Genomic DNA, 22,558 nt, shown 5'->3' on the forward strand with positions numbered 1-22,558 from the left:
TGTTACTCGATCACCAGTTTGGTGCAGTTGGCCGTGGCCAGCGTGCCCTCGGCGCTGTGCTCGGCCACCTGCTCGCCGTCCACGGTCGCCCGGCAGCGCACGCCACCGTCGCCGAGGCCCGCCCGGATCGCCACCACGTAGACCGTGGCCGGGCTCGTCAACTTCGTGGTGATCTTCCACGGCAGCTCGGCATTGCCGACCCGCTTCGGCGTGCTGCCCTCCTCGGCGTAGACGATCTCGGCCGGGCCGTCGCCGGTCACCTCGTAGGTCACGCTGATCTCGGTGCCCAGCCCGGGGATGCCGGTCGGCAGATCGGTCGGCAGGCCGGGCAGCTCCGGTAGATCGGTCGGCAGCGCCGGCAGGTCGGGGCCCTCGGTGGGCAGGGCCGGCAGCGTCGGGTCGGGGAGCGAGCCGGTGATCTCCGCGGCCTTGTCGGTGGCCCGGTCCACCAGGATCTTGCCGACCACTCCCACTCCGCCGCAGAGCAGCAGGGCGATCGCCAGCACCAGAGCGATCATCGGGACGGCGCTCTTGCGGGGCGGAGGCTGAGGCGGGCCGTATCCCAGAGGCGGGTAGCCCGGCTGTTCATACCCCGGTGGGGCGTATCCGGGTTGTTCATAGCCTGGTGGTGGGGCCGCCCAGCCCGCGGTCTGGTCGTAGTGCGGCGCCGGATTGTGCGGCGGAACCTGGGCCGTACCCGGGCTGTATGACGGCGGGTAGGGGCCGGCCGGGCTCGTCGGACCGGCCGGACCGGCCGGACCGGCCGGGCTCGCCGGACTCACCGGCGGGAACTGGGACGTCGGCGGGTACTCCGGGTCGCTGCCCGGCGGCGTGAACGTCGGCGGCCTGGGTGGCTGCCGAGGCTCGTTCGGATCGCTCATGTCTTCCTCCCGGTGGATCCCTAGCCGAAGGTACGCCTGGGACGCACGTCAAGGATCACTCACCCGTACGGAGGAGGGCTGCCAGCTAGTCGGGCCGACTGCTGTTCCAATCACATCGGATGCTCAAAAGTGTGCTTCTCGCGCATGACGTTTGAGCGAAAGTCGGTTAGGCTGCCCCGCATGTGTGGGATCGTGGGTTACGTAGGAAGCCGGCCGGCGCTGAGCATCGTCATCGACGGGCTCCGCCGCCTCGAGTACCGCGGATACGACTCCGCGGGTGTCGCCATCATCGACAGCGGACTTGTCCAGACTGAGAAGAAAGCGGGAAAACTCGCCAACCTGGAGAAGGCGCTCGCCGAACGCTCCGGTGACAGCATCGAGATCGGCACCACCGGCATCGGCCACACCCGCTGGGCCACCCACGGCGGACCCACCGACCGCAACGCCCACCCACACCTGTCCGCCGACGGCCGGGTCGCGGTCATCCACAACGGCATCATCGAGAACTTCGCCCGCCTGCGCGCCGAACTCGAAGCCACCGGGGTCGAATTCCGCAGCGACACCGACACCGAATGCGCGGCCCACCTGCTCGCCGCCGAGATGCGCGCGCTGCGCGAGTCCGGTGCCGAGGACGGGCCGGCCCTGCTCGCCGAAGGCATGCGCCGGGTCGCCAATCGGCTCGAAGGCGCCTTCACCCTGCTCGCCGTCGATGTGAACGTGCCCGGCGCGGTCGCCGCCGCCCGCCGCAACTCGCCGCTCGTCGTCGGCCGCGGGGCCGGGGAGAACTTCCTCGCCAGCGACGTCTCCGCCTTCATCGAGCACACCCGCGAGGCGATCGAACTCGGCCAGGACCAGGTCGTCCTGATCACCCCCGAGGGCATCGAGATCACCGGCTTCGACGGCAGCCCGGCCACCGGCACCGAGTTCCACATCGACTGGGACGCGTCGGCCGCCGAGAAGGGCGGTTACGAGTACTTCATGCTGAAGGAGATCGCCGAGCAGCCCCAGGCGATCGCCGACACCCTGCTCGGCCGGCTCTCCGACCGCGGCGAGATCATCCTGGACGAGGTCCGCCTCACCGACCAGGACCTGCGTGACGTCGACAAGGTGTTCATCGTCGCCTGCGGCACCTCCTACCACGCCGGGATGGTCGCCAAGTACGCCATCGAGCACTGGGTGCGGATCCCCTGCGAAGTGGAGCTGGCCAGCGAGTTCCGCTACCGCGACCCGATCCTGGACCGTTCCACGCTGGTGATCGTGATCAGCCAGTCCGGTGAGACGATGGACACCCTGATGGCGCTCCGGCACGCCAAGGAGCAGAAGGCCCGCGTCCTCGCCATCTGCAACTCCAACGGGTCCACCATCCCGCGCGAGTCCGACGCCGTCCTCTACACCCATGGCGGTCCGGAGATCGCCGTCGCCTCCACCAAGGCCTTCCTCACCCAGCTCGTCGCCTGTTACCTGATCGGCCTGCACCTGGCCCAGATCCGCGGCGTGATGTACGCCGACGAGGTCGCCGCGGTCGTCGAGAAACTGCAGGCCACCCCGGACAGCTTGCGTACGCTCCTCAGCCGGATGGACGACGTCCGCGCCCTGGGCCGTGATCTGCGGACCGCCTCGACCGTCCTGTTCATCGGCCGGCACGTGGGTTTCCCGGTCGCTCTGGAGGGCGCGCTCAAGTTGAAGGAACTCGCCTACATGCACGCCGAGGGCTTCGCGGCCGGTGAGCTCAAGCACGGCCCGATCTCGCTGATCGACGACGGCACCCCGGTGGTGTGTGTGGTCCCGTCGCCGGCCGGGCGTGGCGTGATGCGCGACAAGGTGGTGTCGAACATCCAGGAGGTCCGCGCCCGCGGTGCCCGCACCATCGTCATCGCCGAGGAGGGCGACGACGACGTCAAGCAGTTCGCCGACCACCTGATCACGGTGCCGCCGACGCCGTCGCTGCTCGCCCCGCTGATGACCACCGTCCCGCTGCAGATCCTCGCCTGTGAGATCGCCGCGGCCCGCGGCAATGACGTCGACCAGCCCCGCAACCTGGCCAAGTCCGTCACGGTCGAATAATCCACCGCGGACGGATCCACCGCGGACGGATCCACCGCCGACGGATCCACCGCCGACGGATCAGCCGGCGGCGGATCGGCCACTGACCGAACAGTCGTCGAGTCACCGAGCCGCCGGATCCGGTCATCAGACCGGTCCCGGCGGCTTTTCGGCTCCGCTACCACACGGCTTTCCCGCCTTCCTCCGGCCTTGTGCTGAGGGAGGCGAGGGATGCGGTGATGCCGCCGGAACGCGCGGTGGTGCGGGTGGCGGGCATGGTGTTTTCGAGGGGTGCGGTGGTGCTGCCAGGAGGCGCGGTGGCGCGGGTGGCGGTCATGGTGCTTTCGAAAGGTGCGGTGATGCCGCCGGAAGGCGCGGTGGCGCGGGTGGCCGTCATGGTTTCTCGCCCAAGGCCAGGCGGGCCAGGGCGTCCAGGGCGGGGCGGCCCTCGTCCCAATAGCCCAGGTGGCCGGCGTCGGGCTGGCTGGCGAAGATGCGGCCGCCGAAACTCGGGTGGCTCGGATTGGTGCCGAACCAGAGGTCGCGTTCGACACCGGGCGGCAGGTTCGGCAGGATCGCGCCGGGCAGGAAGCCCTTCGGCTCCCTCGCCAGCTGGATCACATCGGTGCGTGACGTGGTGGACCAGATCTGCTCGGCCGGCACACCCAGCAGGGCCGCCGAATCCACCCCGACTCCGGGTGAACCGACGAACACCAGACTGTCCGCCTCCAACCGGCCACCGGCCGCGGCCGAACCCACCACCGTCGAGCCGTAACTGTGCCCGAGCACCGTCTGCCGGGCCGGTTCGCCGCCCTCATGGGTGGCCCGCAGCCCCTCCTGGAAACGGCGCAGCTCGACCGCACCCTCCCGGGCCTGCCGCGGCGAGAACGCCTCGTGCAGGAAGTCCGGAGCGTCGTAGTCCAGCCACAGCACCGCACTCGTCGACCCGGCCGGGCCCAACTCGCCGGAACGGGTCGCCACCCGCTCGGCCCGGGTCAGCTCGTTGTCGAGCGAACGCAGGTCCGAAGTCATCCCCGGGACGTGGGTGAGCACATGGGTGGCCCGGTCGGGGTCGCCGAGCGCCACCACGGCACGGCCTTCGCCGTCGAGGCCCAGCCCCACCAGATACGCCCTCGGGCCGTCGTCGTCCTCCAGCCGGCCGGCCAGCCGGTCGAGGCCCTCGCGCAGGTCGCGGATCCGATCGGGGTCGGCGCCGCGAGCCGCCATCGTGTCCAGGTCGCGGCGGCGGTCGTCGAGCAGCAGACGGTTCGCGATGTCCCGGTCGGCGACCGGGATGCCCTCCACCCCGGCCAGCGCCTCCGCGTCGGTGACCAGCAGCCAGTCCCGCTCCGCCGCGGTGAACCCGGCCCACCAGCGCCGGACCTCGGCCGGATCGGCGTCGCACCCCGGAAAGGTGGTGACCGTCGGCGCGTCCGGCACAGCGGCGAGCGCGGCGAGCCGGGTGGCCGCGGTGGCGTCGGCGGTGGCGGCGATCTCCAGCGCGGCCGCCAGCTCAGCCGCGACGGCCCGGCAGTCCGCTGCGATCTCGGCCGCGGACCGCGAACCGGCCCCAGCCCCAGCACCACTATCAGCACCAGTCTTGAGACCAGGACCGGAGCTAGGGCCGGCGCTGGGGCCGGCGCTGAGGACGGCTGGCGCCCGGACCACGCCGGAGTCGTCGATCGTCAAACCGGCGCGGGCGGCGGACGCTCGTGCTCGGTCGAGCATCACCCGGGCCCGGGTGAGGGCCGCGGCGAACTCGGACAACGCCTGATCGGCACGCCAGCAGAGGACCCGGAAGAACGCCAGCCGCCGGGACAACGCGATCAGCCGGGCCGTGGCCGCCTCCGCCGCCGAACCGGACCACGACGACCGCAACCGGGCCAGCAACGGGCCGAACTCACCGCACAGGACACCGGCCAGCGCCGCCCACCGGCGCCAGGCGAGCGCGTTGGCCAGCCAGCGGGCCGGATCGGTGACACGCAGACGGGAGTAGACGCCGGCGGTCGCGCTCATCGGGGCGCCCGGAGCCGGGCCGCGGCTCGGGTGTCGGCCTCCTCGTAGTCGCCGGCGACCGAGCGGACCCGGTCGGCGGTCTCCGAGATGTCGTGACCCAGCACGCTCACCCACCGCCGCGCGATGTCGGCGGCGTCGGTCGCGGCGCCGGTGGCCGCCCAGCGTGGTGTGGGGACGGGCGGTGGCACCCGGGACGTCAGGGCGGACACCCGGGCCGCGAACCCGGTGACGGCGGTGGCGTCCGCGCGCAGGGACTCGGCGTCGACCTGGAATCCGGAACTCATCTCAACCTCCCAGTGGGACGACGGGTGCGTGAGCCGCCGGACCGAGGGGCGCCGGCAGCTCGTGGGATCGAAGTTAGAGCGCCGGGAAGGGCCGTGGGAGGGCCTGTGGACAGCCTGTCCACAGGGCTTGTCCGAGGGCTGGAACGGCTGGTAGATCGGTAGACGTACCGGCGAATGGGTTGGGGGTGGTGACCTGGTGCACCGATAGGGTGACCGTTGTGATCGTGTCTGTCGGCATGGATGTCGTCCTGGTGGAGCGCTTCGGCCGGGCCCTGGAGCGCACCCCGCTGCTCGCGGACCGGCTGTTCACCGAGGCCGAGCGGCTGACCGGGTCGGGGAATCCGCGGTCGCCCGAGTCGCTGGCGGCCCGGTTCGCGGCCAAGGAGGCGGTCGCCAAGGCACTCGGCGCGCCCGCCGGGCTGCGGTGGCACGACTGCGAGATCGTCACCGATCCGGACGGGCGGCCGTGGTTGACGGTCTCCGGTACGGTCGCCGCCGCGGCCACCGCGCGAGGCATCGCCCGATGGCACCTGTCGCTGTCTCACGACGGCGGTATCGCCTCAGCGATGGTCGTAGCCGAAGCCGGCCCGTAAGCGAAGCCGGCCCATGAGCGAAGCCGGCCCATGAGCAGAAAACATCCTGAAGCGGAAGCCGGTCCGCAAGCGGATGGCGACCCGCGCCGGAAGACGGACGGGGCAGGACGGACGGAGAGAACATGCGGCAGGCGTGGCGGGTCAGTGACGTGCGTTCGGCGGAGAAGAGCCTGATGGCGACCCTCCCGGACGGCACCCTGATGCAGCGGGCGGCGGCCGGCCTGGCCCGGCGCTGCGCCCTGCTGCTGCAGGAGTCCGGCGGCGTCTACGGCGCCCGCGTCCTGCTGCTGGTCGGCAGTGGTGACAACGGCGGCGACACGCTGTTCGCCGGTGCCGCGCTGGCGAGCCGCGGCGCCCAGGTCCGCGCCCTGCTGCTGACTCCGGAGCGGGTGCATCTGGCCGGTCTCGCCGCGCTGCGCCGGGCCGGTGGGTTCACCACCCGTGATCTGCCGTCCCGTTCCGACCTGGTGCTGGACGGCATCGTGGGGATCGGGGCGAGCGGCGGGCTGCGGCCGGCGGCGGCGTCCGTGGTGGCCCGTCTCAAGGATCTTCGCGGGCGAACGGGTGAGCGCCCGCCGATCGTCGCCGTCGATGTCCCGAGTGGTGTGACCGTGGACACCGGCGACGTACCGGGTGATGCGGTGACCGCCGATGTGACAGTGACGTTCGGCTGTCTCAAGCCGGCACACCTGATCGGCCCGGCGGCGACCCGCTGCGGCCTGGTGGATCTGATCGACATCGGTCTCGGCCCGGTTCTGGTGACCGATCCGGCGGTCCGGGTGGCGGAGGCCGGGGACATCGCCGGGTGGTGGCCGCGGCCGGGTGCGACCTCGGACAAGTACACCCGTGGCGTGGTCGGGCTGGCCACCGGTTCGGCGTTCTATCCGGGTGCCGCCCTGCTGTCCGCGGCGGGCGCGCTGGCCGGCCCGTCCGGCATGGTGCGGTATGCGGGCAGCGCCCACCGCGAGGTGGTCCGGGCGCACCCGTCGGTGGTGGTGGCCGACCGGGTGGCGGCGGCCGGCCGGGTGCAGGCGTGGGTGTGCGGCTCGGGCCTGGGCACCGGTGACGAAGCTCGCACCGAGTTGCGCAGTGTGCTGGCCACCGCGGTGCCGGTGCTGCTGGACGCGGACGCGATCACCCTGCTGGTCGGCGGGGAGCACGCCGAGGATCTGCGCCGGGACGCCCCGCTGGTGCTCACTCCGCACGACGGCGAGTTCAAGCGGCTGGCCGGGGAGATGCCCGGCGCGGACCGGGCCGGGGCGGCGGCCCGCCTGGCCGCCTGGACCAACGCGGTGGTGCTGCTCAAGGGCGACCGGACGATCGTGGCCACCCCGTCGGGGGAGATCTGGGCCAATCCGACCGGCAGCCCGGCGCTGGCCACCGCCGGTTCCGGGGATGTGCTGGCCGGGCTGCTGGGGTCGTTGCTCGCGGCCGGGATGCCGGCGGCGCGGGCCGCGGTGACCGCCGCCTACGTGCACGGCCTGGCCGGGCGGTGGGCGGCCGGGGACGGTCCGGTGACGGCGCCGGACGTGGCGGCGGCGTTGCGCCCGGTGGTGGCGGATCTCCTGGGTTGACCGGGCGGAGCGGCCTGACCGTCAGAAATTGTCATACGCCTCAGTAGGGTGGAGGCATGTGGCAGGCCGAAGTCCGCGTCGATCTGGACGCGATCAGGGACAACGTCGCGACGCTGCGCGCCCGCACCTCGGCCGAGGTGCTGGTGGCGGTGAAGGCGGACGGTTACGGGCACGGCCTGGTGCCGTCGGCCCGGGCCGCGCTCGCCGGTGGCGCGACCTGGCTCGGTGTCGCGGCGCTGGACGAGGCGCTGGCGCTGCGCCGGGCGGGTGTCGAGGCGCCGGTCCTGGCCTGGCTGCTGGCGCCCGGCCTGCCGTTGCACGAGGGGGTCGCGGCCGGCGTCGATCTGGGCGCGGCCACTCCGGAGCTGGTCGACGAGCTGGTCGAGGCGGCCCGGCGGGCGGGCTGCCCGGCCCGGGTGCACCTCAAGATCGACACGGGGCTGTCCCGGGGTGGCGCGGTCGCCGACGACTGGCCGATCCTGCTGGAGGCGGCCGCCAAGGCGCAGGCCGGCGGGGATGTCGAGGTGGTCGGGGTGTGGAGCCACTTCGCGTGCGCCGACGATCCCGGTCACGAGTCGGTGGACCGTCAGCTGGCCGCCTTCCACGAGGCCCTGGCCGTCGCCGCCGGGTTCGGCATCACCCCGCGCTATCGGCACATCGCCAACTCGGCGGCCACCCTGACCCGACCGGACGCGCATTTCGACCTGGTCCGGGTCGGCATCGCGGCCTATGGGCTGTCGCCGATCGCGGGGGAGACCTATGGGCTGCGGCCGGCGATGACCGCCCGGGCCCGGGTGATGCTGACCAAGCGGGTCCCGGCCGGCCAGGGCGTCTCCTACGGGCTCACCTACACCACGCCGCGGGAGACGACGCTGGCCGTGGTGCCGCTGGGATACGGCGACGGCGTGCCGCGGCACGCGTCGAGCACCGGCCCGGTCCGGGTGGGGGGCACGACCGCGCGGATCGCCGGGCGGGTCTGCATGGACCAGGTGGTGGTGGATGTGGGTGACGAGCCGGTGACGGCCGGGGATGTCGCGATCCTTTTCGGTCCCGGCACGAGTGGTGAGCCGACGGCTGACGACTGGGCGGCGGCGACCGGCACGATCAACTACGAGATCGTCACCCGGTTCGGCAGCAGTCGCGTGCCACGGCACTACGACGGGGAGGTCGCCCGGTGAACCGGTCGAGGGTCGCCAAGGGCGCCGGCATATTCGGGGCCGCGGTCGGTGTGGCCGCGGCCGGTCTGGCCACCGCGTTCGCCGTCGAGCGGGCGCTGGTGCGCCGTTCGGTGAACGCGCCGGGGGACGCGCACGCCGACGAGCCGTTCGGCGACCAGCCGTTCGACCGTGAGCTGACGGTCACCGCCGCCGACGGCACCGATCTGCACGTGGAGATCATCGAGCCGGAGGGTGCGAGCGGCGAGCCGACGATCGTCTTCGTGCACGGGTTCGCCCTGGACATGGGCACCTTCTACTTCCAGCGCAAGGAGCTGGCCGAGCGGGGCACGCACCGGATGGTCTTCTACGACCAGCCCGGTCATGGGAAGTCGAGCAGGCTGAAATCGGGGACGTACGATCTGGCCGCTCTGGGCCGGTCGCTGGCCGCGGTGCTGGAGGAGACGGTGCCCGGCGGCCGGATAATCCTCGTCGGCCACTCGATGGGCGGCATGACGATCATGGCGTTCGCCGAGCAGTTCCCGGCCTGGTTCGGCAACCGGGTCACCGGGGTGGTGCTGATCTCCACCTCGGCCGGCCTGTTCGACAAGGCCAAGCTGGGCATCACCAACCTGGTGGCCCGGGTGAGTTCGCCGTTCTTCCCGCTCTGGGACAAGGCGGCCCAGCTCGGCGGGGGCACCATCGACCGGGCCCGGGTGGTCTCCACCGACCTGGCCTGGCTGCTCACCCGGCGGTACGGATTCGGTGAGCCGAAGCCCAGCCCCACGCTGGTCACCTTCGTGGAGAGCATGAACTCGAAGACCTCGGCGGAGACGCTGACCAAATATCTGCAGACGCTCTACACCCACAACCGGGTTCCGGCGCTCGACGTGCTGGCCGGTGTCCCGGTGCTGGTGGTGGTCGGTGACCGGGACTATCTGACCCCGGCCTCGCACTCCGAGGAGATCATCGAGCACCTGCCCGAGGCCGAGCTTCTCAAGATCGAGAACAGCGGCCACGTGGTGATGCTGGAGAAAGCCGATCAGGTCAACGCAGCACTGATCCCCTTCCTGGAGAAACTGACGTGAAACTGGAGACGGTCGAGGAGACCCGCGAGTTCGGGCGGCGGCTCGCCGGCGTGCTGCGGGCCGGCGACCTGGTCCTGCTCACCGGGCCGCTGGGGGCCGGCAAGACCGCCCTGACCCAGGGCATCGGCGCCGGCCTGGGCGTGCAGGGGCCGATCACCTCGCCGACGTTCGTGATCGCCCGGGTGCACCGGGGTCCGCTGCCGTTGGTGCACGCCGACGCGTACCGGCTGGGCGAGCGCCCCGATCCGCGCGCCGAGATCGACGACCTCGACCTGGACGCCTCCGCCGAGGACGCGGTCACCGTCGTCGAGTGGGGCGCCGGGCTCGTGGAACAGCTCAACGACGAATACCTGCTGGTCCGCCTGGACCGGCGGGACGACGACACCCGAGTCATCGAACTGGTGCCGCACGGCGGCGACTGGGCACACCGACTGGAGAGCATGTGAACCTGACCGAGCTGCTTCCCCCGGAGTGGCGTGACGAGCTCACCCCGTTCCTCGACGAGAAGGCCACCGCCGACCTGGGCGCCTGGGTGGCCGAGGAATACGCGACGCAGACGATCTACCCACCGGTGGAGGACCTGTTCGCGGCGTACCGGCTGTGCTCGCCGGCCGAGACCCGGGTGCTCATTCTCGGTCAAGACCCATACCACGGCCCTGGCCAGGCACACGGTCTCAGCTTCAGCGCCCAGGACGGGGTGCGCCGCCCGCCGTCCCTGAGCAACATCTTCAAGGAGCTCAACGAGGACCTCAACATCCCCAAGCCGAAGGGCAGCGACCTGACCGGCTGGGCGAAGCAGGGGGTGCTGCTGCTCAACTCGGTGCTGACGGTCCGCGCGGGCAAGGCCGGCTCGCACGGCAACAAGGGGTGGGAGGCGTTCACCGACGCCACCATCAAAGCGCTGAACGCGCGGAACGAGCGGGTCGTCTTCCTGCTCTGGGGCAGCTACGCGAAGAAGAAGACGGTGCTGGTCACCAACCCGGTGCACGCCGTTCTGGAGGCCGGGCACCCGAGCCCGCTGAACCGGGTCGGGTTCCTCGGCAGCCGCCCGTTCAGCGCCGCCAACAAGGCGCTCGCGGACGGTGGGCGCCCGGTCATCGACTGGGACCTGACGGCCACCGTCTAGGGTTTTCGCTGTGCTGGTACTCGCTCTGGACACCGCAACCCCCGCGTCGACCGCGGCGCTCGTCGAGGTCACCGCGGACGGCCTGGCCGGCGTGGTGGAACGGCGGACTGTCGACCCGCGCGCGCACGGGGAGCGGCTCGCCCCCGAGATCGCCGCGGTCCTCGCCGACGCCGGGTTCCGGCCCCGCGACCTGGCGGCGATCGTCGCCGGCGTCGGTCCGGGGCCGTTCACCGGCCTGCGGGTCGGGCTGGCCACCGCGGCGAGCATGGGACAGGCTCTGGCGATTCCGACGTACGGGGTCTGTTCGCTCGACGCCCTCGGCCGTGCCGCGGGTCCGGGGCGGGTGCTGATCGCCACCGACGCCCGCCGGCGCGAGGTCTATTTCGCGACCTACACCGATGGTGTACGTGTGACGGGCCCCGAGGTGGCGAAACCGGCCGACGTGGCGGCGCTGGTCGCGGGCGCGGTGGGCTCGGCTCTCCCGGCGGGCCTACTCGTCTCGGCGGAGGAGATGCTGGCGGCGGGCGCAGAGGGCGCGGGAGCATCCGGGGCGGCGGGCGCAGAGGGCGCGGGAGCATCCGGGGCGGCGGGAGCAGCGGGTACTGGAGCATCCCGGGCGGGGAAAGCAGCGGGTACGGGAGCATCCCGGGCGGCGGGGTCGGCGGGTGCCGGGACCTCATTGGCCGGGCTGGTCGAACGGGCCGCCGGTGAAGGGGCGTTGAAGTACGGTGACGTGTTCGGTGTCCCGGTGGAGGAGCACCTGCTCTATCCGCCGGGCGCCGCGCTGGTCGCCATCGCGGCTGATCGGATCCGGACAGGTGCGCCGAGCGAGATTCTCACACCGCTCTATCTGCGGCGGCCGGACGCGGTCGAGCCGAGCGCGCGCAAGCCGGTGCTGACCTGATGGAAGCGTCAGCCGAAGTCCCCGGGAATGCCGATAAATCCGGGCAAGAGGGTCAAAATCCGATTGGTGAGTACGTCATCGAGCGCTTCCGCTGGTGGCACATCGATGAGGTCCTGCCGATCGAGGAGGACCTCTTCGGCCCGGAGAAGTGGTCGCCCGCGATGTTCTGGAACGAGCTCGCCACCGGCCAGTTCTACCTGGTCGCCCTCGGTGGAAAAAGCGCCAGTGGGACTGGCGTGGGTGGGACTGGCGTGGGCGGGGCTGGGGCGGCCGGGGCGGCCGGGGCTGGCGTGGGCGGGGCTGGCGTGGGCGGGGCTGGCGCGGGTGGGACTGGCGCGGGTGGGAACGACGTGGGCGGGACCGGCGCGGGCGGCAGGGTGTTCGGGTATGCCGGGCTGTCCGTGGTGGACGAGCACGAGTCGTGGGTGCAGAACATCGCGGTTCGGCGGGACGCGCAGCGGCTCGGGCTCGGGCGGCGGCTTCTGGAGGCTCTGCTCGCCGAGGCCGCCCGGCGGGGCAGCCGCAAGACTCTGCTGGAGGTCGCCGTCGACAACGCGCCGGCGCAGAAACTCTATGCCATGTACGGATTCGAGCCGGTCGGGATCCGGCGCGGCTACTACCAACCGAGCAACACGGACGCCCTGGTGATGATGCGCGATGCGTGACGAACCCCTGGTCCTCGGGATCGAGACCTCCTGCGACGAGACCGGTGTCGGCATCGTTCGCGGCCACACCCTGCTCGCCGACGCGCTGGCCTCCAGTGTGGACCAGCATGCCCGGTTCGGCGGGGTGGTGCCCGAGGTGGCCAGCCGCGCCCACCTGGAGGCACTGGTCCCGACGATGCAGCGGGCCCTGGACGACGCGGGGGTGACGCTCGCCGACGTGGACGCGATCGCGGTGACGAGCGGTCCCGGCCTGGCCGGTGCGCTGCTGGTCGGGGTGGCGGCGGCGAAGGGTTACGCGCTGGCCGCCGAGAAGCCGGTCTACGGGGTGAACCATCTGGCCGCGCACGTGGCGGTGGACACTCTGGAGCACGGTCCGCTGCCGGAGCCGGCGATCGCGATGCTGGTGTCCGGCGGGCACTCGTCGCTGCTGCTGGTGGACGATCTGACGGCGGGGGTGACCCCGCTGGGCGCGACCATCGACGACGCGGCCGGTGAGGCGTTCGACAAGGTGGCGCGGCTGCTGGGGCTGGGGTTTCCGGGTGGGCCGATCATCGACCGGTCGGCGCGTGCCGGCGACCCGGTGGCGATCACCTTCCCGCGGGGGCTGACGGCGCCGAAGGACCAGGCCGCGCACCGGTTCGACTTCTCCTTCTCCGGGTTGAAGACGGCGGTGGCGCGCTGGGTGGAGGCGCGCGAGCGGGCCGGTGAGCCGGTGCCGGTGGCCGACGTGTCGGCGAGTTTCCAGGAGGCGGTCTGTGACGTGCTGACCGCGAAGGCGATCGACGCGTGCCGGACGCACGGGGTGGAGACCCTGGTGATCGGTGGTGGCGTGGCGGCGAACTCGCGGCTGCGGGTGCTGGCCGAGGAGCGGGCGGCGAAGCACGGGATCCGGGTGCGCGTACCCCGCCCGCAGTTGTGTACCGACAACGGCGCGATGGTGGCCGCGCTCGGCTCGCATCTGGTGGCCGCCGGGGTGGCGCCGAGCCGTCTCGATCTGCCGGCGGATTCCGCGATGGGTTTGACCACGGTGAGTGTGCCGGGGTAGGAAGCGTTCATGATCGCGCGGATGTGGGAGGTACGGGCCTCGCGCAGCGGCTTCGACGAGCTGCTGGCCTGGGTCTGTGACACGGCGGTGCCTGCCTTGGAGGTACTGCCACAACATGTGTCGAGTGACGTCTATTCGTCCACCGATCAACGCATCGTCGTCATCACCAAATGGCGCAACTCCCCGGAGAGCATGCGCACCCCACCGGAGAACCTGGTGGCACGCGCTCCGCACGTCTGGGATTTCCACCCCGTCGATCGCTGATCACTCGCAGTCCGCGCACCCCGGTCTTACCGTCGGGGCCTGATGCGAAGACTCCCGGTAACCGACCCTGGTCCGCCCGACGCCCGGAACGCCACCCGATATCTGCTCTGGCTGGTCCGGCGGTCCCGCCTGACGGTCGCCGCCGGTGCGCTGCTGGCGATCGTCTGGATGTGGTGTCAGGCCCTGGTGCCGACGGTGGTCGGCCGGGCGATCGACGCCGCGGTGGACCGGGACGGCCGGGCGCTGACCGGGTGGTCGCTGCTGCTGTTCGGGGTCGGTGTGACGCAGGCGCTGACCGGCATCGTCCGGCATCGGTTCGCGGTGACGAACTGGCTGGCGTCGGCGTTCCGGACGGTGCAGGTGGTGGTCCGGCAGGCGAACCGGCTCGGAGCCGCGCTGCCCCGCCGGATGGACACCGGCGAGGTGGTCGCGATCGGCACCTCGGACATCTCGCACATCGGCTCGGCGATCGACATCACCTCGCGGGGCACCGGCGCGCTGCTGGCCGTGCTCACCGTGACCGTCCTGCTGCTGCACACGTCGGTGCCGCTGGGGCTGGTGGTGCTGGTCGGCGTACCGCTGATGATGGTGATCGTCGGGGTTCTGATCCCACCGCTGCATCACCGCCGGCGCGAGTACCGGGAGCTGCAGGGCCGTCTGACCGGCCGGGCCGCGGATCTGGTCGGCGGCCTGCGGGTGCTGCGCGGGGTGGGCGGCGAGGACACCGTGTCGGCCCGGTACCGCGCCGAGTCCCGGGCGCTCGGCGAGGCCGGGGTGCGCACCGCGCGGATCGAGTCGCTGCTGGAGACCGCGCAGGTGCTGCTGCCCGGGGTGTTCCTGATCCTGCTGACCTGGCTGGGCGCGCGGTTCGCCGCGGACGGGCGGATCACGGTGGGGCAGCTGGTCGCGTTCTACGCGTACGCGGCGTTCCTGGTGGCGCCGTTGCGGCAGCTCACCGAGGCGATCGACAAGGTGACCCGTGGGCACGTCTCGGCCCGGCGGGTGGTGCGGATGCTGCGCGAACGCGGTGACCTCGCGGATCCCGCGGTCGCCGTCGACCTCCCGGTGGGCGATCTGGAGGACCCCGATTCGGGGGTACGGGTGACTCCCGGCCGTCTGACCGCGATCGCCGCCACCGTTCCCGCCGACGCCGCCCGGATCGCTGACCGGCTGGGCCGCTACGCCGACGGCGCCACCCTCGGCGGGATCCCGCTGGCCGCGTCCGCCCGCGCCGACGTGCGGAGACGGATCCTGGTGTCGGACAACGACTCCCGTCTGTTCTCCGGACGGCTGCGATCCGATCTGGACCCGTACCGGCGCGGGACCTTGATCGAAGCTCTTGCCACCGCCGACGCGACCGGCATCGTCGGTGATCTGCCGGACGGCGTGGACACCGTGGTGGCCGAGCGGGGGCGGGAGTTCTCCGGCGGCCAGCAGCAGCGGTTGCGCCTGGCCCGGGCGCTGATCGCGGACCCGGACACGCTGATCCTGGTGGAGCCGACGAACGCGGTGGACGCCTGGACCGAATCCCGGATCGCCGACCGGCTGCCGGTGGCCCGGCGCGGCCGGACCACAGTGGTCTGCACGTCCAGCCCGCTGCTGCTGGCCCGAGCCGACCTGGTGTGTTTCGTCGAGCACGGCCGGGTGGTGGCGGCCGGACGGCACGAGGCGCTGCTGGCCGCGGTGCCCCGGTACGCCCGGCTGGTGACCAGGGCGGAGCAGCCGTGAGCCGGTTGCTCCCGGTGGCCACCGCGGCGCAGGCCCGCCGCTACGCCGGTGAGCTGATCCGCCGGCATCCGGGGATGTTCCGCGCGACGGTGTGCCTGCACGTGGCCGCCGCACTGGCCGGGCTGGCCGGGCCGCGGCTGCTCGGCGAGCTGGTGCAGGGCATCCGGGACGGGGCGCCGATGTCCGAACTGGACCGGATCGCGCTGGCGGTCGCCGGCTTCGTGGTGACGCAGGCGGTGCTGATCCGGTTCGCGCACCTGGCCTCGGCCCGGCTGGGGGAGCGGCTGCTGGCCCGGCTGCGGGAGGAGTTCGTGTCCCGGGTGCTGGCGCTGCCACTGTCCAGGGTGGAGGCGGCCGGGAGCGGTGATCTGCTGACCCGGGCCACCCGGGACGTCGACGCGCTGTCGCAGTGTGTCCGGTTCGCGGTGCCGGAGACGCTGATCGCGCTGATCACCCTGGTCCTGGTGGTGGGCGCGCTGCTGCTGGTCGACCCGGTGTTCGCGGTGCCGCTGCTGATCGGGGTGCCGATCCTGGTGGCCGGCACCCGCTGGTACCTGCGGCGGGCCCCGGCCGGATATCTGCGGCAGAACGCGGCCTGGTCGGAGGTGACCGAGGGGCTGACCGAGACGGTGCAGAGCGCCCGCACGGTCGAGGCGCTCGGCCGGCAGCGGCAGCGGATCCGGCGCACCGACGTCGATCTGCGCCGGTCGTGGCGGGCGGAGAGATACACCCTGCGATTGCGTACGGTGTGGTGGCCCCTGATCGAATTCGGTTACGTGCTGCCGATGGTCCTCACCCTGCTCACCGGCGGCTGGCTGTATCTGCACGGGCGGGTCTCGCTGGCCGCCCTGACCGCGGCGGTGATCTACGTTCAGCAGCTGGTCGACCCGCTGGACCGGCTGGTCGGCTGGCTGGACGAGCTGGAGGTGGGCGCCGCCGCCCTGGCCCGGCTGCTCGGGGTGGCCGCGGATCCGGCACCGGCCGCCGGCGGGTCGCCCGAGCCGGTGGGCGACCGGATCGAGATGCGTGGGGTGCGGTTCGCCTACGAGCCGGGCCGGGAGGTGCTGCACGGCGTCGATCTCACCCTGGCGCCGGGGGAACGGCTCGCCGTCGTCGGGGTCTCCGGGGCCGGCAAGTCCACCCTCGGCCGGCTGCTGGCCGGGGTGCACCAGCCCACCGCGGGCCGGATCACGGTGGGCGGGGTGCCGCTGGCCGCGCTGCCACCGGACCGGTTGCGGGCCGAGGTCGCGCTGGTCACCCAGGAACACCACGTCTTCATCGGCACGCTCCGGGACAACGTGGCCCTGGTCCGGCCGTCCGCGGCGGAGCGGGAGATCCGGGCCGCGCTGATCGCGGTGCGCGCCCTGAGCTGGGCCGACGAACTGCCGGACGGCCTGGACACGGTGGTCGGGGCGGGCGGGTACCAGCTGTCCCCGGCGCAGGCGCAGCAGGTGGCGCTGGCCCGGCTGGTGATCGCCGACCCGCACACCCTGGTGCTGGACGAGGCGACCGCGATGCTGGACCCGCGGGCGGCCCGGGATCTGGAGCGGTCGCTGGCGGCGGTGGTCCGGGGGCGGACCGTGGTGGCGATCGCGCACCGGCTGTTCTCCGCGCACGACGCGGACCGGGTGGCGGTGGTGGAGAACGGCCGGATCGTCGAGATCGGCCGGCACGACGAGCTGGTGGCGGCGGGTGGTGCCTACGCCGCGTTGTGGAAGTCCTGGCAGGGCGATCCGGTGCCGGGCCGGGAGACGGAAGAAGGCGCGCCGCAGGGGCGCGCCTTCTCGTGAGGCTTCGACGTCTGAGCCACGGCTAGCCGTAGCTCAGACGTGGATCAGAAGCCGGGGCCGTGCTGGTGACCGTGGCCGTGGCCACCGTGGCTGTGCCCGTGCCCACCGGCGGCGGCCGGAGCCGGCTCGGCCGGCTTCTCCACCACGAGGCTCTCGGTGGTCAGCAGGAGCCCGGCGATCGAGACGGCGTTGGAGACCGCGTTGCGGGTCACCTTCACCGGGTCGATGATGCCGGCCGCGGCCAGGTCGACGTATTCGTCGGTGGCGGCGTTCAGGCCGTGGCCCCAGCCCAGCTCGTTGACCTTGCCCACCACGACGTAGCCGTCGTGGCCGGCGTTCTGCGCGATCCAGCGCAGCGGCTCGACGAGCGCCTTGCGGACGATGCCGACGCCGAGCGCCTCCTCGCCGGTGAGACCGAGGTTGCCCTCGAGCTCCTTGGCGACCTGCGCGAGCGCGGCGCCGCCACCCGGGACGGTGCCCTCCTGGACCGCGGCCTTGGTCGCCGCGATGGCGTCCTCGATGCGGTGCTTGCGCTCCTTCATCTCGACCTCGGTGGCCGCGCCGACCTTGATCACCGCGATGCCGCCGGAGAGCTTGGCCAGCCGCTCCTGAAGCTTCTCGCGGTCCCAGTCGGAGTCGGACGCCTCGATCTCCTTGCGGATCTGCGCGACCCGGTCGGCGACGTCGGAGGAGTTGCCGCCACCGTCGACGATGGTGGTGTTCTCCTTGTCGACGACGACCCGCCGGGCGCTGCCCAGCGACTCGAGGCCGACCTGGTCGAGCTTGTAACCCAGCTCGGGCGCGATCAGCTCACCGCCGGTCGCGATCGCCAGGTCCTGCAGGATCGCCTTGCGGCGGTCCCCGAAACCGGGCGCCTTCACCGCGGCGACCTTGATGGTCTTGCGCAGCGCGTTGACCACCAGGGTGGACAGGGCCTGGCCCTCGACGTCCTCCGCGACGATCAGCAGCGGCTTGCTGGTCTGCAGCACCTTCTCCAGCAGCGGGAGCAGCTCCTCGATGCTGGAGATCTTCTGGGTGGTGAGGAGGATGTGCGCGTCCTCCAGCACCGCCTCCTGCGACTCGGCGTCGGTCACGAAGTTCGGCGAGATGAAGCCCTTGTCGAACTGCAGGCCCTCGGTCACGTCGAGCTCGGTGAACAGCGCCGAACCCTCCTCGACGGTGATCACACCGTCGCGGCCGACCCGGTCCATCGCCTCGGCGATCAGCTCGCCGATGGTGGCGTCCTGCGCCGAGATGGTGGCCACGTTGGCGATCGCCTTGTGGTCGGCCACCTCGACGGCCTTGGCCAGCAGCGCCTTCGAGACGACCTCGGAGGCCTGGTCCATGCCCCGCTTGAGGCCGATCGGGTTGGCGCCCGCGGTCACGTTGCGCAGGCCCTCACGGACCAGCGCCTGCGCGAGCACGGTCGCCGTGGTGGTCCCGTCGCCGGCGACGTCGTTGGTCTTGGTCGCCACCTCCTTGACCAGCTGGGCGCCGAGGTTCTCGTACGGGTCGGTGAGCTCGATCTCCTTGGCGATGGTGACACCGTCGTTGGTGATCGTGGGAGCGCCGAACTTCTTGTCCAGGACGACGTTGCGACCGCGCGGGCCGAGAGTGACCTTGACCGTGTCGGCGAGGGTGTTGACGCCGTGCTCCAGAAGGTGCCGGGCGTTGTCGGAGAAGCTGAGGATCTTCGCCATGAATGGTCCCTTCACGCACCAGCGCCCTGCCCCGAGCTATCGGAACAGGGCGCAGGCGCAATCAGTTGGTCTTACTTCTCGATGACCGCGAGGACGTCGCGGGCGGAGAGCACCAGGTACTCCTCGCCGGCGTACTTGACCTCGGTGCCGCCGTACTTCGAGTAGAGGACGACGTCGCCGACACTCACGTCGAGCGGAACGCGGTTGCCCTTGTCGTCGATCCGGCCGGGGCCGACGGCGAGGACGGTGCCCTCCTGGGGCTTCTCCTTGGCGGTGTCGGGGATCACGATGCCGGAAGCGGTCGTGGTCTCAGCCTCGTTCGCCTGGACCACGATGCGGTCCTCGAGCGGCTTGATCGCAACCTTGGTCGCGGTAGTCACGGGCATACCCTCCTGGGTATCAGGTTTCGCCGGCCGTGAACCAGGCCGGTCAATGCCTCATGCCACCGGGCGGGGCCGTCGTCGCGGGTGCCGGTCCGCCTGGTGCCTAACCGCCACGGGCGAGCCCGGGCGGTTGGCACCCTCATGGTGAGAGTGCTAACCGGAGACTATGCCGGAACTAGCACTCCGTCAACCAGAGTGCCAACCTGTCACGCCAGGGAGAATGCCGGGGTGACCCCTGAGTTGTTGCGTTTGTTGCAGACCCCTGACGGGGCGAAAGCCCTGGCCGTGGCGGCCGAGGTGGCCGGCGGTGAGCCACTCGCCGCGGCCTCGGCCATGCGGGCCCGGGGCTTCGGCGCGGAACTCTCCGCGGCCGCCATGACCCAGGCTAGTTTGCGGGAGCGCGCCGCGATGAAATTCGGCCCGGACGCCGCCGGGATGTTCCTCACCCGGGCCGGGCTGGAGCAGGCGACGCGGTCCGTGGTGGCCGGCCGCCGGGCCGCCCGGCTGGCCGCCGCCGGCGTGCGCAGCCTCGCCGACCTGGGCTGCGGGCTGGGCTCGGACGCGCTGGCCGCGGCCCGGCACGGGATCACCGTGCACGCGGTGGACGCCGACCCGCTGACCGCGGCGATGGCGGCGGCGAACGCGGCCGCCGCCGGGCTGTCCGAGCTGATCACGGTGGAGTGCGCGGACGCGACCACGGTGCCGGTGGAGCGGTACGACGCGGTCTTCGCCGACCCGGCCCGCCGGACCGCCGGCAGGGGCCGGGTGTTCGACCCGAAGGCGTACTCACCGCCGTGGGATTTCATCGCCGGACTGCCCGGCCGGGTGCCGCACACGGTGCTGAAGCTGGCCCCCGGGATCGGTCACGAGCTGCTGCCGCCGGGCGCCGAGGGGGAGTGGGTGAGTGTCGGCGGCGACCTGGTCGAGGCGGCGTTCTGGTGCGGGCCGCTGGCCGCCGAGCCGCGCCGCGCCACCCTGCTCAGTGGATCTTCCGAGTGGGGTTTGGTGGGCTCGGGCACAAATCCGGCTCCGGTCGGCGCGGTCGGTGGATGGATCTACGACCCGGATCCGGCGGTGGTCCGCTCACACCTCGTGGCCGAATTCGCCGACACGGTGGGTGGGCGCCTGGCCGATCCGGAGATCGCCTACGTCTACACCGACGAGCCGGTGGACACCCCGTTCGCCCGGCGGCTGGCGGTGACCGACGTGCTGCCGTTCTCGTTGAAGAGGCTGCGGGCGCTGCTGCGCGAGCGCGGGATCGGGGTGCTGGAGATCCGCAAGCGCGGCTCGGCCCTGGTGCCGGACCAGCTGCGCAAGGATCTCAAGCTGTCCGGGCCGAACGCCGCGGGACTGGTGCTGACCAGGGTGGACAACGCGCCGGTCGCCCTGCTGACGGCGAAAGCCTGAGCCGGGGTAGCTTCAGCGCATGGCCAAGAAGGCGGCGGGTACCCCGGCCACGGTCCTGCTGACCGCGGAGCGGGTGGCGCACACCCTGCATCCGTACGAGGTGTCCCCCGACGCTCCGAACTACGGCGCGCTGGTCGCCGAGGTGCTGGGTGTCGCTCCGGCGCGGGTGTTCAAGACGCTCGTCGCCGAGGTGGACGGCCGGCTGGTGGTCGGGGTGGTGCCGGTGACCGGCGATCTCGACCTGAAGGCGCTGGCCGCGGCGGCCGGCGGCAAGCGGGCGGGATTGGCCGACCGGGCCGCCGCCGAGCGCAGCAGTGGTTATGTCCGGGGCGGGATCAGCCCGCTGGGCCAGCGAAAACGGCTACCGACTGTGATCGACGACACAGTTGAGGGGCTCGACCTGATGTACGTCTCGGCGGGCCGGCGGGGCCTTCAGGTGGCCCTCGCTCCGGGCGATCTGATTCGGCTCACCGATGCGATCGTCGCGCCGATTCGGGCTTGAAATCGGGACAAAAGCAACGGCATTGATCACCTTGTGTGGGCACGTTCCCACCCGTGGTGATCACTGAGCGTCGACTCGGGCGTGTTGCCGGATTGTTATCCCTTGTTTCGGGATTGATCTCCATGGTGCCTTGTGTTCTAGGCCACTAGGGGAATACGTTGCCGGGCACAACAAACCGGTTCCTGATCCATCGGCCACAGGGGAGTGACACTCCCAGGCGTCTCGCCCCTGGCAAATCCGAAACACCAAGGCCCCGGATTGACCCCCCGAAAGGACATAAGGAATGCGTAAGGGACTTTTCGCCCTTGCCGCGGCTGGCCTCGTGGCCACCGGAAGCATGGCCGCGTGCGGCACCGAGGAAGCCAGCGAGCCGGGCTCCGGCGCGACCGGTGGAGCGTCGGCCGGCAAGGTCGGCGTCATCCTGCCGGACACCAAGAGCTCGGCCCGCTGGGCGACCGCGGACTTCAAATACCTGACCGAGGCGTTCGAGGCGGCCGGTGTCGAGGCCGACATCCAGAACGCCGAGGGTGACAAGACCCGCTTCACGACCATCGCCGACGGCATGATCGCGAGCGGCGTCAAGGTCCTGGTCATCGTCAACCTCGACTCCGGCACCGGCAAGGCCGTGCTGGAGAAGGCGAAGACCGCGGGCATCGCGACCATCGACTACGACCGTCTCACCCTCGGCGGCGGCGCGAACTACTACGTGTCGTTCGACAACACCGAGGTCGGCAAGCTCCAGGGTCAGGGCCTGGTCGACTGCCTCACCGAGAAGAAGGTGACCAAGCCGGTCGTCTCCTACCTCAACGGCTCGCCGACCGACAACAACGCCACCCTGTTCAAGGAGGGCTACGACTCGGTCCTCAAGCCGAAGTTCGAGTCCGGCGACTACGTCAAGGGCCCGGACCAGGACGTGCCGGACTGGGACAACGCCCAGGGCGGCACCATCTTCGAGCAGCAGCTGACCCAGAACAAGGAAATCGCGGGTGTGCTGGCCGCCAACGACGGCCTGGGCAACGCGGCGATCCAGGTGCTGAAGAAGAACAAGCTGAACGGCAAGGTCCCGGTCACCGGCCAGGACGCCACCGTTCAGGGACTGCAGAACATCCTCGCCGGTGACCAGTGCATGACCGTCTACAAGGCGATCAAGAAGGAGGCCGACGCGGCCGCCGAGCTGGCCATCGCGCTCGCCAAGCAGCAGGCGCCGACCACCGCCACCAAGACGGTCGTCGACACCGAGACCAAGGCCGAGGTCAAGGCCGTGCTGCTGGCTCCGCAGGCGATCACCATCGCCAACGTGAAGGACGTCGTCGCCGACGGCTTCGTCACCAAGGAAGAGCTCTGCACCAAGGACTTCGCCGACGCCTGCACCAAGGCCGGGATCAGCTGACCCCGGGCTGACCAGCGCCGG

The 22,558-nt window shown here is 71.7% G+C and carries 21 protein-coding genes and 2 pseudogenes; 17 read left to right on the plus strand and 6 right to left on the minus strand.

What is annotated here, in order from left to right; all coding sequences use genetic code 11:
• Positions 1 to 2: 2 nt before the first annotated feature.
• The gene (locus tag ACQ0O7_RS04690; protein ID WP_430780482.1) at positions 3 to 881 is read right to left on the minus strand and encodes an MmpS family transport accessory protein; all 879 of its coding nucleotides are present in this window, start codon (positions 879 to 881) and stop codon (positions 3 to 5) included.
• Positions 882 to 1,073: 192 nt separating this feature from the next.
• On the opposite strand from ACQ0O7_RS04690, the gene glmS reads away from it, so the two are divergent.
• Complete coding sequence (glmS, locus tag ACQ0O7_RS04695) at positions 1,074 to 2,945, plus strand: glutamine--fructose-6-phosphate transaminase (isomerizing) (RefSeq protein WP_430780483.1); 1,872 nt, start codon at positions 1,074 to 1,076, stop codon at positions 2,943 to 2,945.
• Between the two features lie 157 nt (positions 2,946 to 3,102).
• Here the strand turns inward: glmS and ACQ0O7_RS04700 are convergent, their stop codons facing one another.
• Genes ACQ0O7_RS04700 through ACQ0O7_RS04710 form a run of 3 tightly spaced genes read right to left on the minus strand, consistent with a single transcriptional unit; the run spans position 3,103 to position 5,224 of the window.
• Positions 3,103 to 3,321, minus strand: coding sequence for a hypothetical protein (locus ACQ0O7_RS04700; RefSeq protein WP_430780484.1), 219 nt, complete (start codon positions 3,319 to 3,321; stop codon positions 3,103 to 3,105).
• Entirely contained in the window at positions 3,318 to 4,940 is a 1,623-nt protein-coding gene (locus tag ACQ0O7_RS04705; RefSeq protein ID WP_430780485.1) for an alpha/beta hydrolase, read from the minus strand. The genes ACQ0O7_RS04700 and ACQ0O7_RS04705 overlap by 4 nt, the downstream gene beginning before the upstream one ends.
• Complete coding sequence (locus ACQ0O7_RS04710) at positions 4,937 to 5,224, minus strand: hypothetical protein (protein ID WP_430780486.1); 288 nt, start codon at positions 5,222 to 5,224, stop codon at positions 4,937 to 4,939. Before ACQ0O7_RS04710 ends, ACQ0O7_RS04705 begins: the two co-directional genes overlap by 4 nt.
• A gap of 218 nt (positions 5,225 to 5,442) precedes the next feature.
• Here ACQ0O7_RS04710 and ACQ0O7_RS04715 point away from each other — a divergent pair, with 218 nt between their 5' ends.
• The 13 genes and pseudogenes from ACQ0O7_RS04715 to ACQ0O7_RS04775 all read left to right on the plus strand — a co-directional run bounded on the left by ACQ0O7_RS04715 (position 5,443) and on the right by ACQ0O7_RS04775 (position 17,155).
• Positions 5,443 to 5,817: a holo-ACP synthase gene (locus ACQ0O7_RS04715; RefSeq protein ID WP_430780487.1), complete on the plus strand. Its 375-nt coding sequence runs from the start codon at positions 5,443 to 5,445 to the stop codon at positions 5,815 to 5,817.
• Positions 5,818 to 5,939: 122 nt separating this feature from the next.
• A complete protein-coding gene (locus ACQ0O7_RS04720) occupies positions 5,940 to 7,391 on the plus strand; it encodes an NAD(P)H-hydrate dehydratase (RefSeq protein WP_430780489.1) in 1,452 nt (483 codons plus the stop codon).
• 56 nt (positions 7,392 to 7,447) lie between these two features.
• Complete coding sequence (gene alr, locus ACQ0O7_RS04725; protein WP_430780490.1) at positions 7,448 to 8,569, plus strand: alanine racemase; 1,122 nt, start codon at positions 7,448 to 7,450, stop codon at positions 8,567 to 8,569.
• Positions 8,566 to 9,633, plus strand: a complete 1,068-nt coding sequence (locus ACQ0O7_RS04730) for an alpha/beta fold hydrolase (RefSeq protein ID WP_430780491.1) — start codon at positions 8,566 to 8,568, stop codon at positions 9,631 to 9,633. The genes alr and ACQ0O7_RS04730 overlap by 4 nt, the downstream gene beginning before the upstream one ends.
• The gene (gene tsaE, locus ACQ0O7_RS04735; RefSeq protein WP_430780492.1) at positions 9,630 to 10,079 is read left to right on the plus strand and encodes a tRNA (adenosine(37)-N6)-threonylcarbamoyltransferase complex ATPase subunit type 1 TsaE; all 450 of its coding nucleotides are present in this window, start codon (positions 9,630 to 9,632) and stop codon (positions 10,077 to 10,079) included. The genes ACQ0O7_RS04730 and tsaE overlap by 4 nt, the downstream gene beginning before the upstream one ends.
• Positions 10,076 to 10,759 carry a uracil-DNA glycosylase gene (locus ACQ0O7_RS04740; RefSeq protein ID WP_430780493.1) on the plus strand — a complete coding sequence of 228 codons (684 nt, stop codon included), beginning with the start codon at positions 10,076 to 10,078 and terminating at the stop codon, positions 10,757 to 10,759. The genes tsaE and ACQ0O7_RS04740 overlap by 4 nt, the downstream gene beginning before the upstream one ends.
• A gap of 10 nt (positions 10,760 to 10,769) precedes the next feature.
• On the plus strand, positions 10,770 to 11,663 hold the full coding sequence (gene tsaB / locus ACQ0O7_RS04745; protein WP_430780494.1) for a tRNA (adenosine(37)-N6)-threonylcarbamoyltransferase complex dimerization subunit type 1 TsaB: 894 nt from the start codon (positions 10,770 to 10,772) through the stop codon (positions 11,661 to 11,663).
• Positions 11,663 to 11,872: pseudogene (locus ACQ0O7_RS04750) on the plus strand (hypothetical protein); the annotation flags it as partial. The gene tsaB and the pseudogene ACQ0O7_RS04750, both read left to right, overlap by 1 nt.
• Positions 11,873 to 12,040: 168 nt before the next feature.
• A pseudogene (locus ACQ0O7_RS04755) lies at positions 12,041 to 12,328 on the plus strand (GNAT family N-acetyltransferase); the annotation flags it as partial.
• Positions 12,321 to 13,373 carry a tRNA (adenosine(37)-N6)-threonylcarbamoyltransferase complex transferase subunit TsaD gene (tsaD, locus tag ACQ0O7_RS04760; protein WP_430780495.1) on the plus strand — a complete coding sequence of 351 codons (1,053 nt, stop codon included), beginning with the start codon at positions 12,321 to 12,323 and terminating at the stop codon, positions 13,371 to 13,373. The pseudogene ACQ0O7_RS04755 and the gene tsaD, both read left to right, overlap by 8 nt.
• A gap of 9 nt (positions 13,374 to 13,382) precedes the next feature.
• On the plus strand, positions 13,383 to 13,637 hold the full coding sequence (locus ACQ0O7_RS04765) for a hypothetical protein (RefSeq protein WP_430780496.1): 255 nt from the start codon (positions 13,383 to 13,385) through the stop codon (positions 13,635 to 13,637).
• A 42-nt stretch (positions 13,638 to 13,679) separates the two neighbouring features.
• Positions 13,680 to 15,365, plus strand: coding sequence for an ABC transporter ATP-binding protein (locus tag ACQ0O7_RS04770; RefSeq protein WP_430780497.1), 1,686 nt, complete (start codon positions 13,680 to 13,682; stop codon positions 15,363 to 15,365).
• Positions 15,362 to 17,155, plus strand: coding sequence for an ABC transporter ATP-binding protein (locus tag ACQ0O7_RS04775; RefSeq protein WP_430780498.1), 1,794 nt, complete (start codon positions 15,362 to 15,364; stop codon positions 17,153 to 17,155). Before ACQ0O7_RS04770 ends, ACQ0O7_RS04775 begins: the two co-directional genes overlap by 4 nt.
• A gap of 44 nt (positions 17,156 to 17,199) precedes the next feature.
• Here ACQ0O7_RS04775 and groL read toward each other — a convergent pair whose 3' ends face one another.
• A complete protein-coding gene (gene groL / locus ACQ0O7_RS04780; protein WP_430780499.1) occupies positions 17,200 to 18,855 on the minus strand; it encodes a chaperonin GroEL in 1,656 nt (551 codons plus the stop codon).
• Positions 18,856 to 18,926: 71 nt separating this feature from the next.
• Entirely contained in the window at positions 18,927 to 19,241 is a 315-nt protein-coding gene (groES, locus tag ACQ0O7_RS04785; RefSeq protein ID WP_430780500.1) for a co-chaperone GroES, read from the minus strand.
• A gap of 225 nt (positions 19,242 to 19,466) precedes the next feature.
• On the opposite strand from groES, the gene ACQ0O7_RS04790 reads away from it, so the two are divergent.
• The 3 genes from ACQ0O7_RS04790 to ACQ0O7_RS04800 all read left to right on the plus strand — a co-directional run bounded on the left by ACQ0O7_RS04790 (position 19,467) and on the right by ACQ0O7_RS04800 (position 22,537).
• The gene (locus ACQ0O7_RS04790; protein WP_430780501.1) at positions 19,467 to 20,645 is read left to right on the plus strand and encodes a class I SAM-dependent methyltransferase; all 1,179 of its coding nucleotides are present in this window, start codon (positions 19,467 to 19,469) and stop codon (positions 20,643 to 20,645) included.
• 19 nt (positions 20,646 to 20,664) lie between these two features.
• Positions 20,665 to 21,147, plus strand: coding sequence for a Cys-tRNA(Pro) deacylase (ybaK, locus tag ACQ0O7_RS04795; protein ID WP_430780502.1), 483 nt, complete (start codon positions 20,665 to 20,667; stop codon positions 21,145 to 21,147).
• A 283-nt stretch (positions 21,148 to 21,430) separates the two neighbouring features.
• Complete coding sequence (locus ACQ0O7_RS04800; RefSeq protein ID WP_430780503.1) at positions 21,431 to 22,537, plus strand: sugar ABC transporter substrate-binding protein; 1,107 nt, start codon at positions 21,431 to 21,433, stop codon at positions 22,535 to 22,537.
• The last annotated feature ends 21 nt before the right edge of the window (positions 22,538 to 22,558 follow it).

Origin of the sequence: Actinoplanes sp. G11-F43 (assembly GCF_050589265.1) — a bacterium.
GTDB lineage: Bacteria > Actinomycetota > Actinomycetes > Mycobacteriales > Micromonosporaceae > Actinoplanes.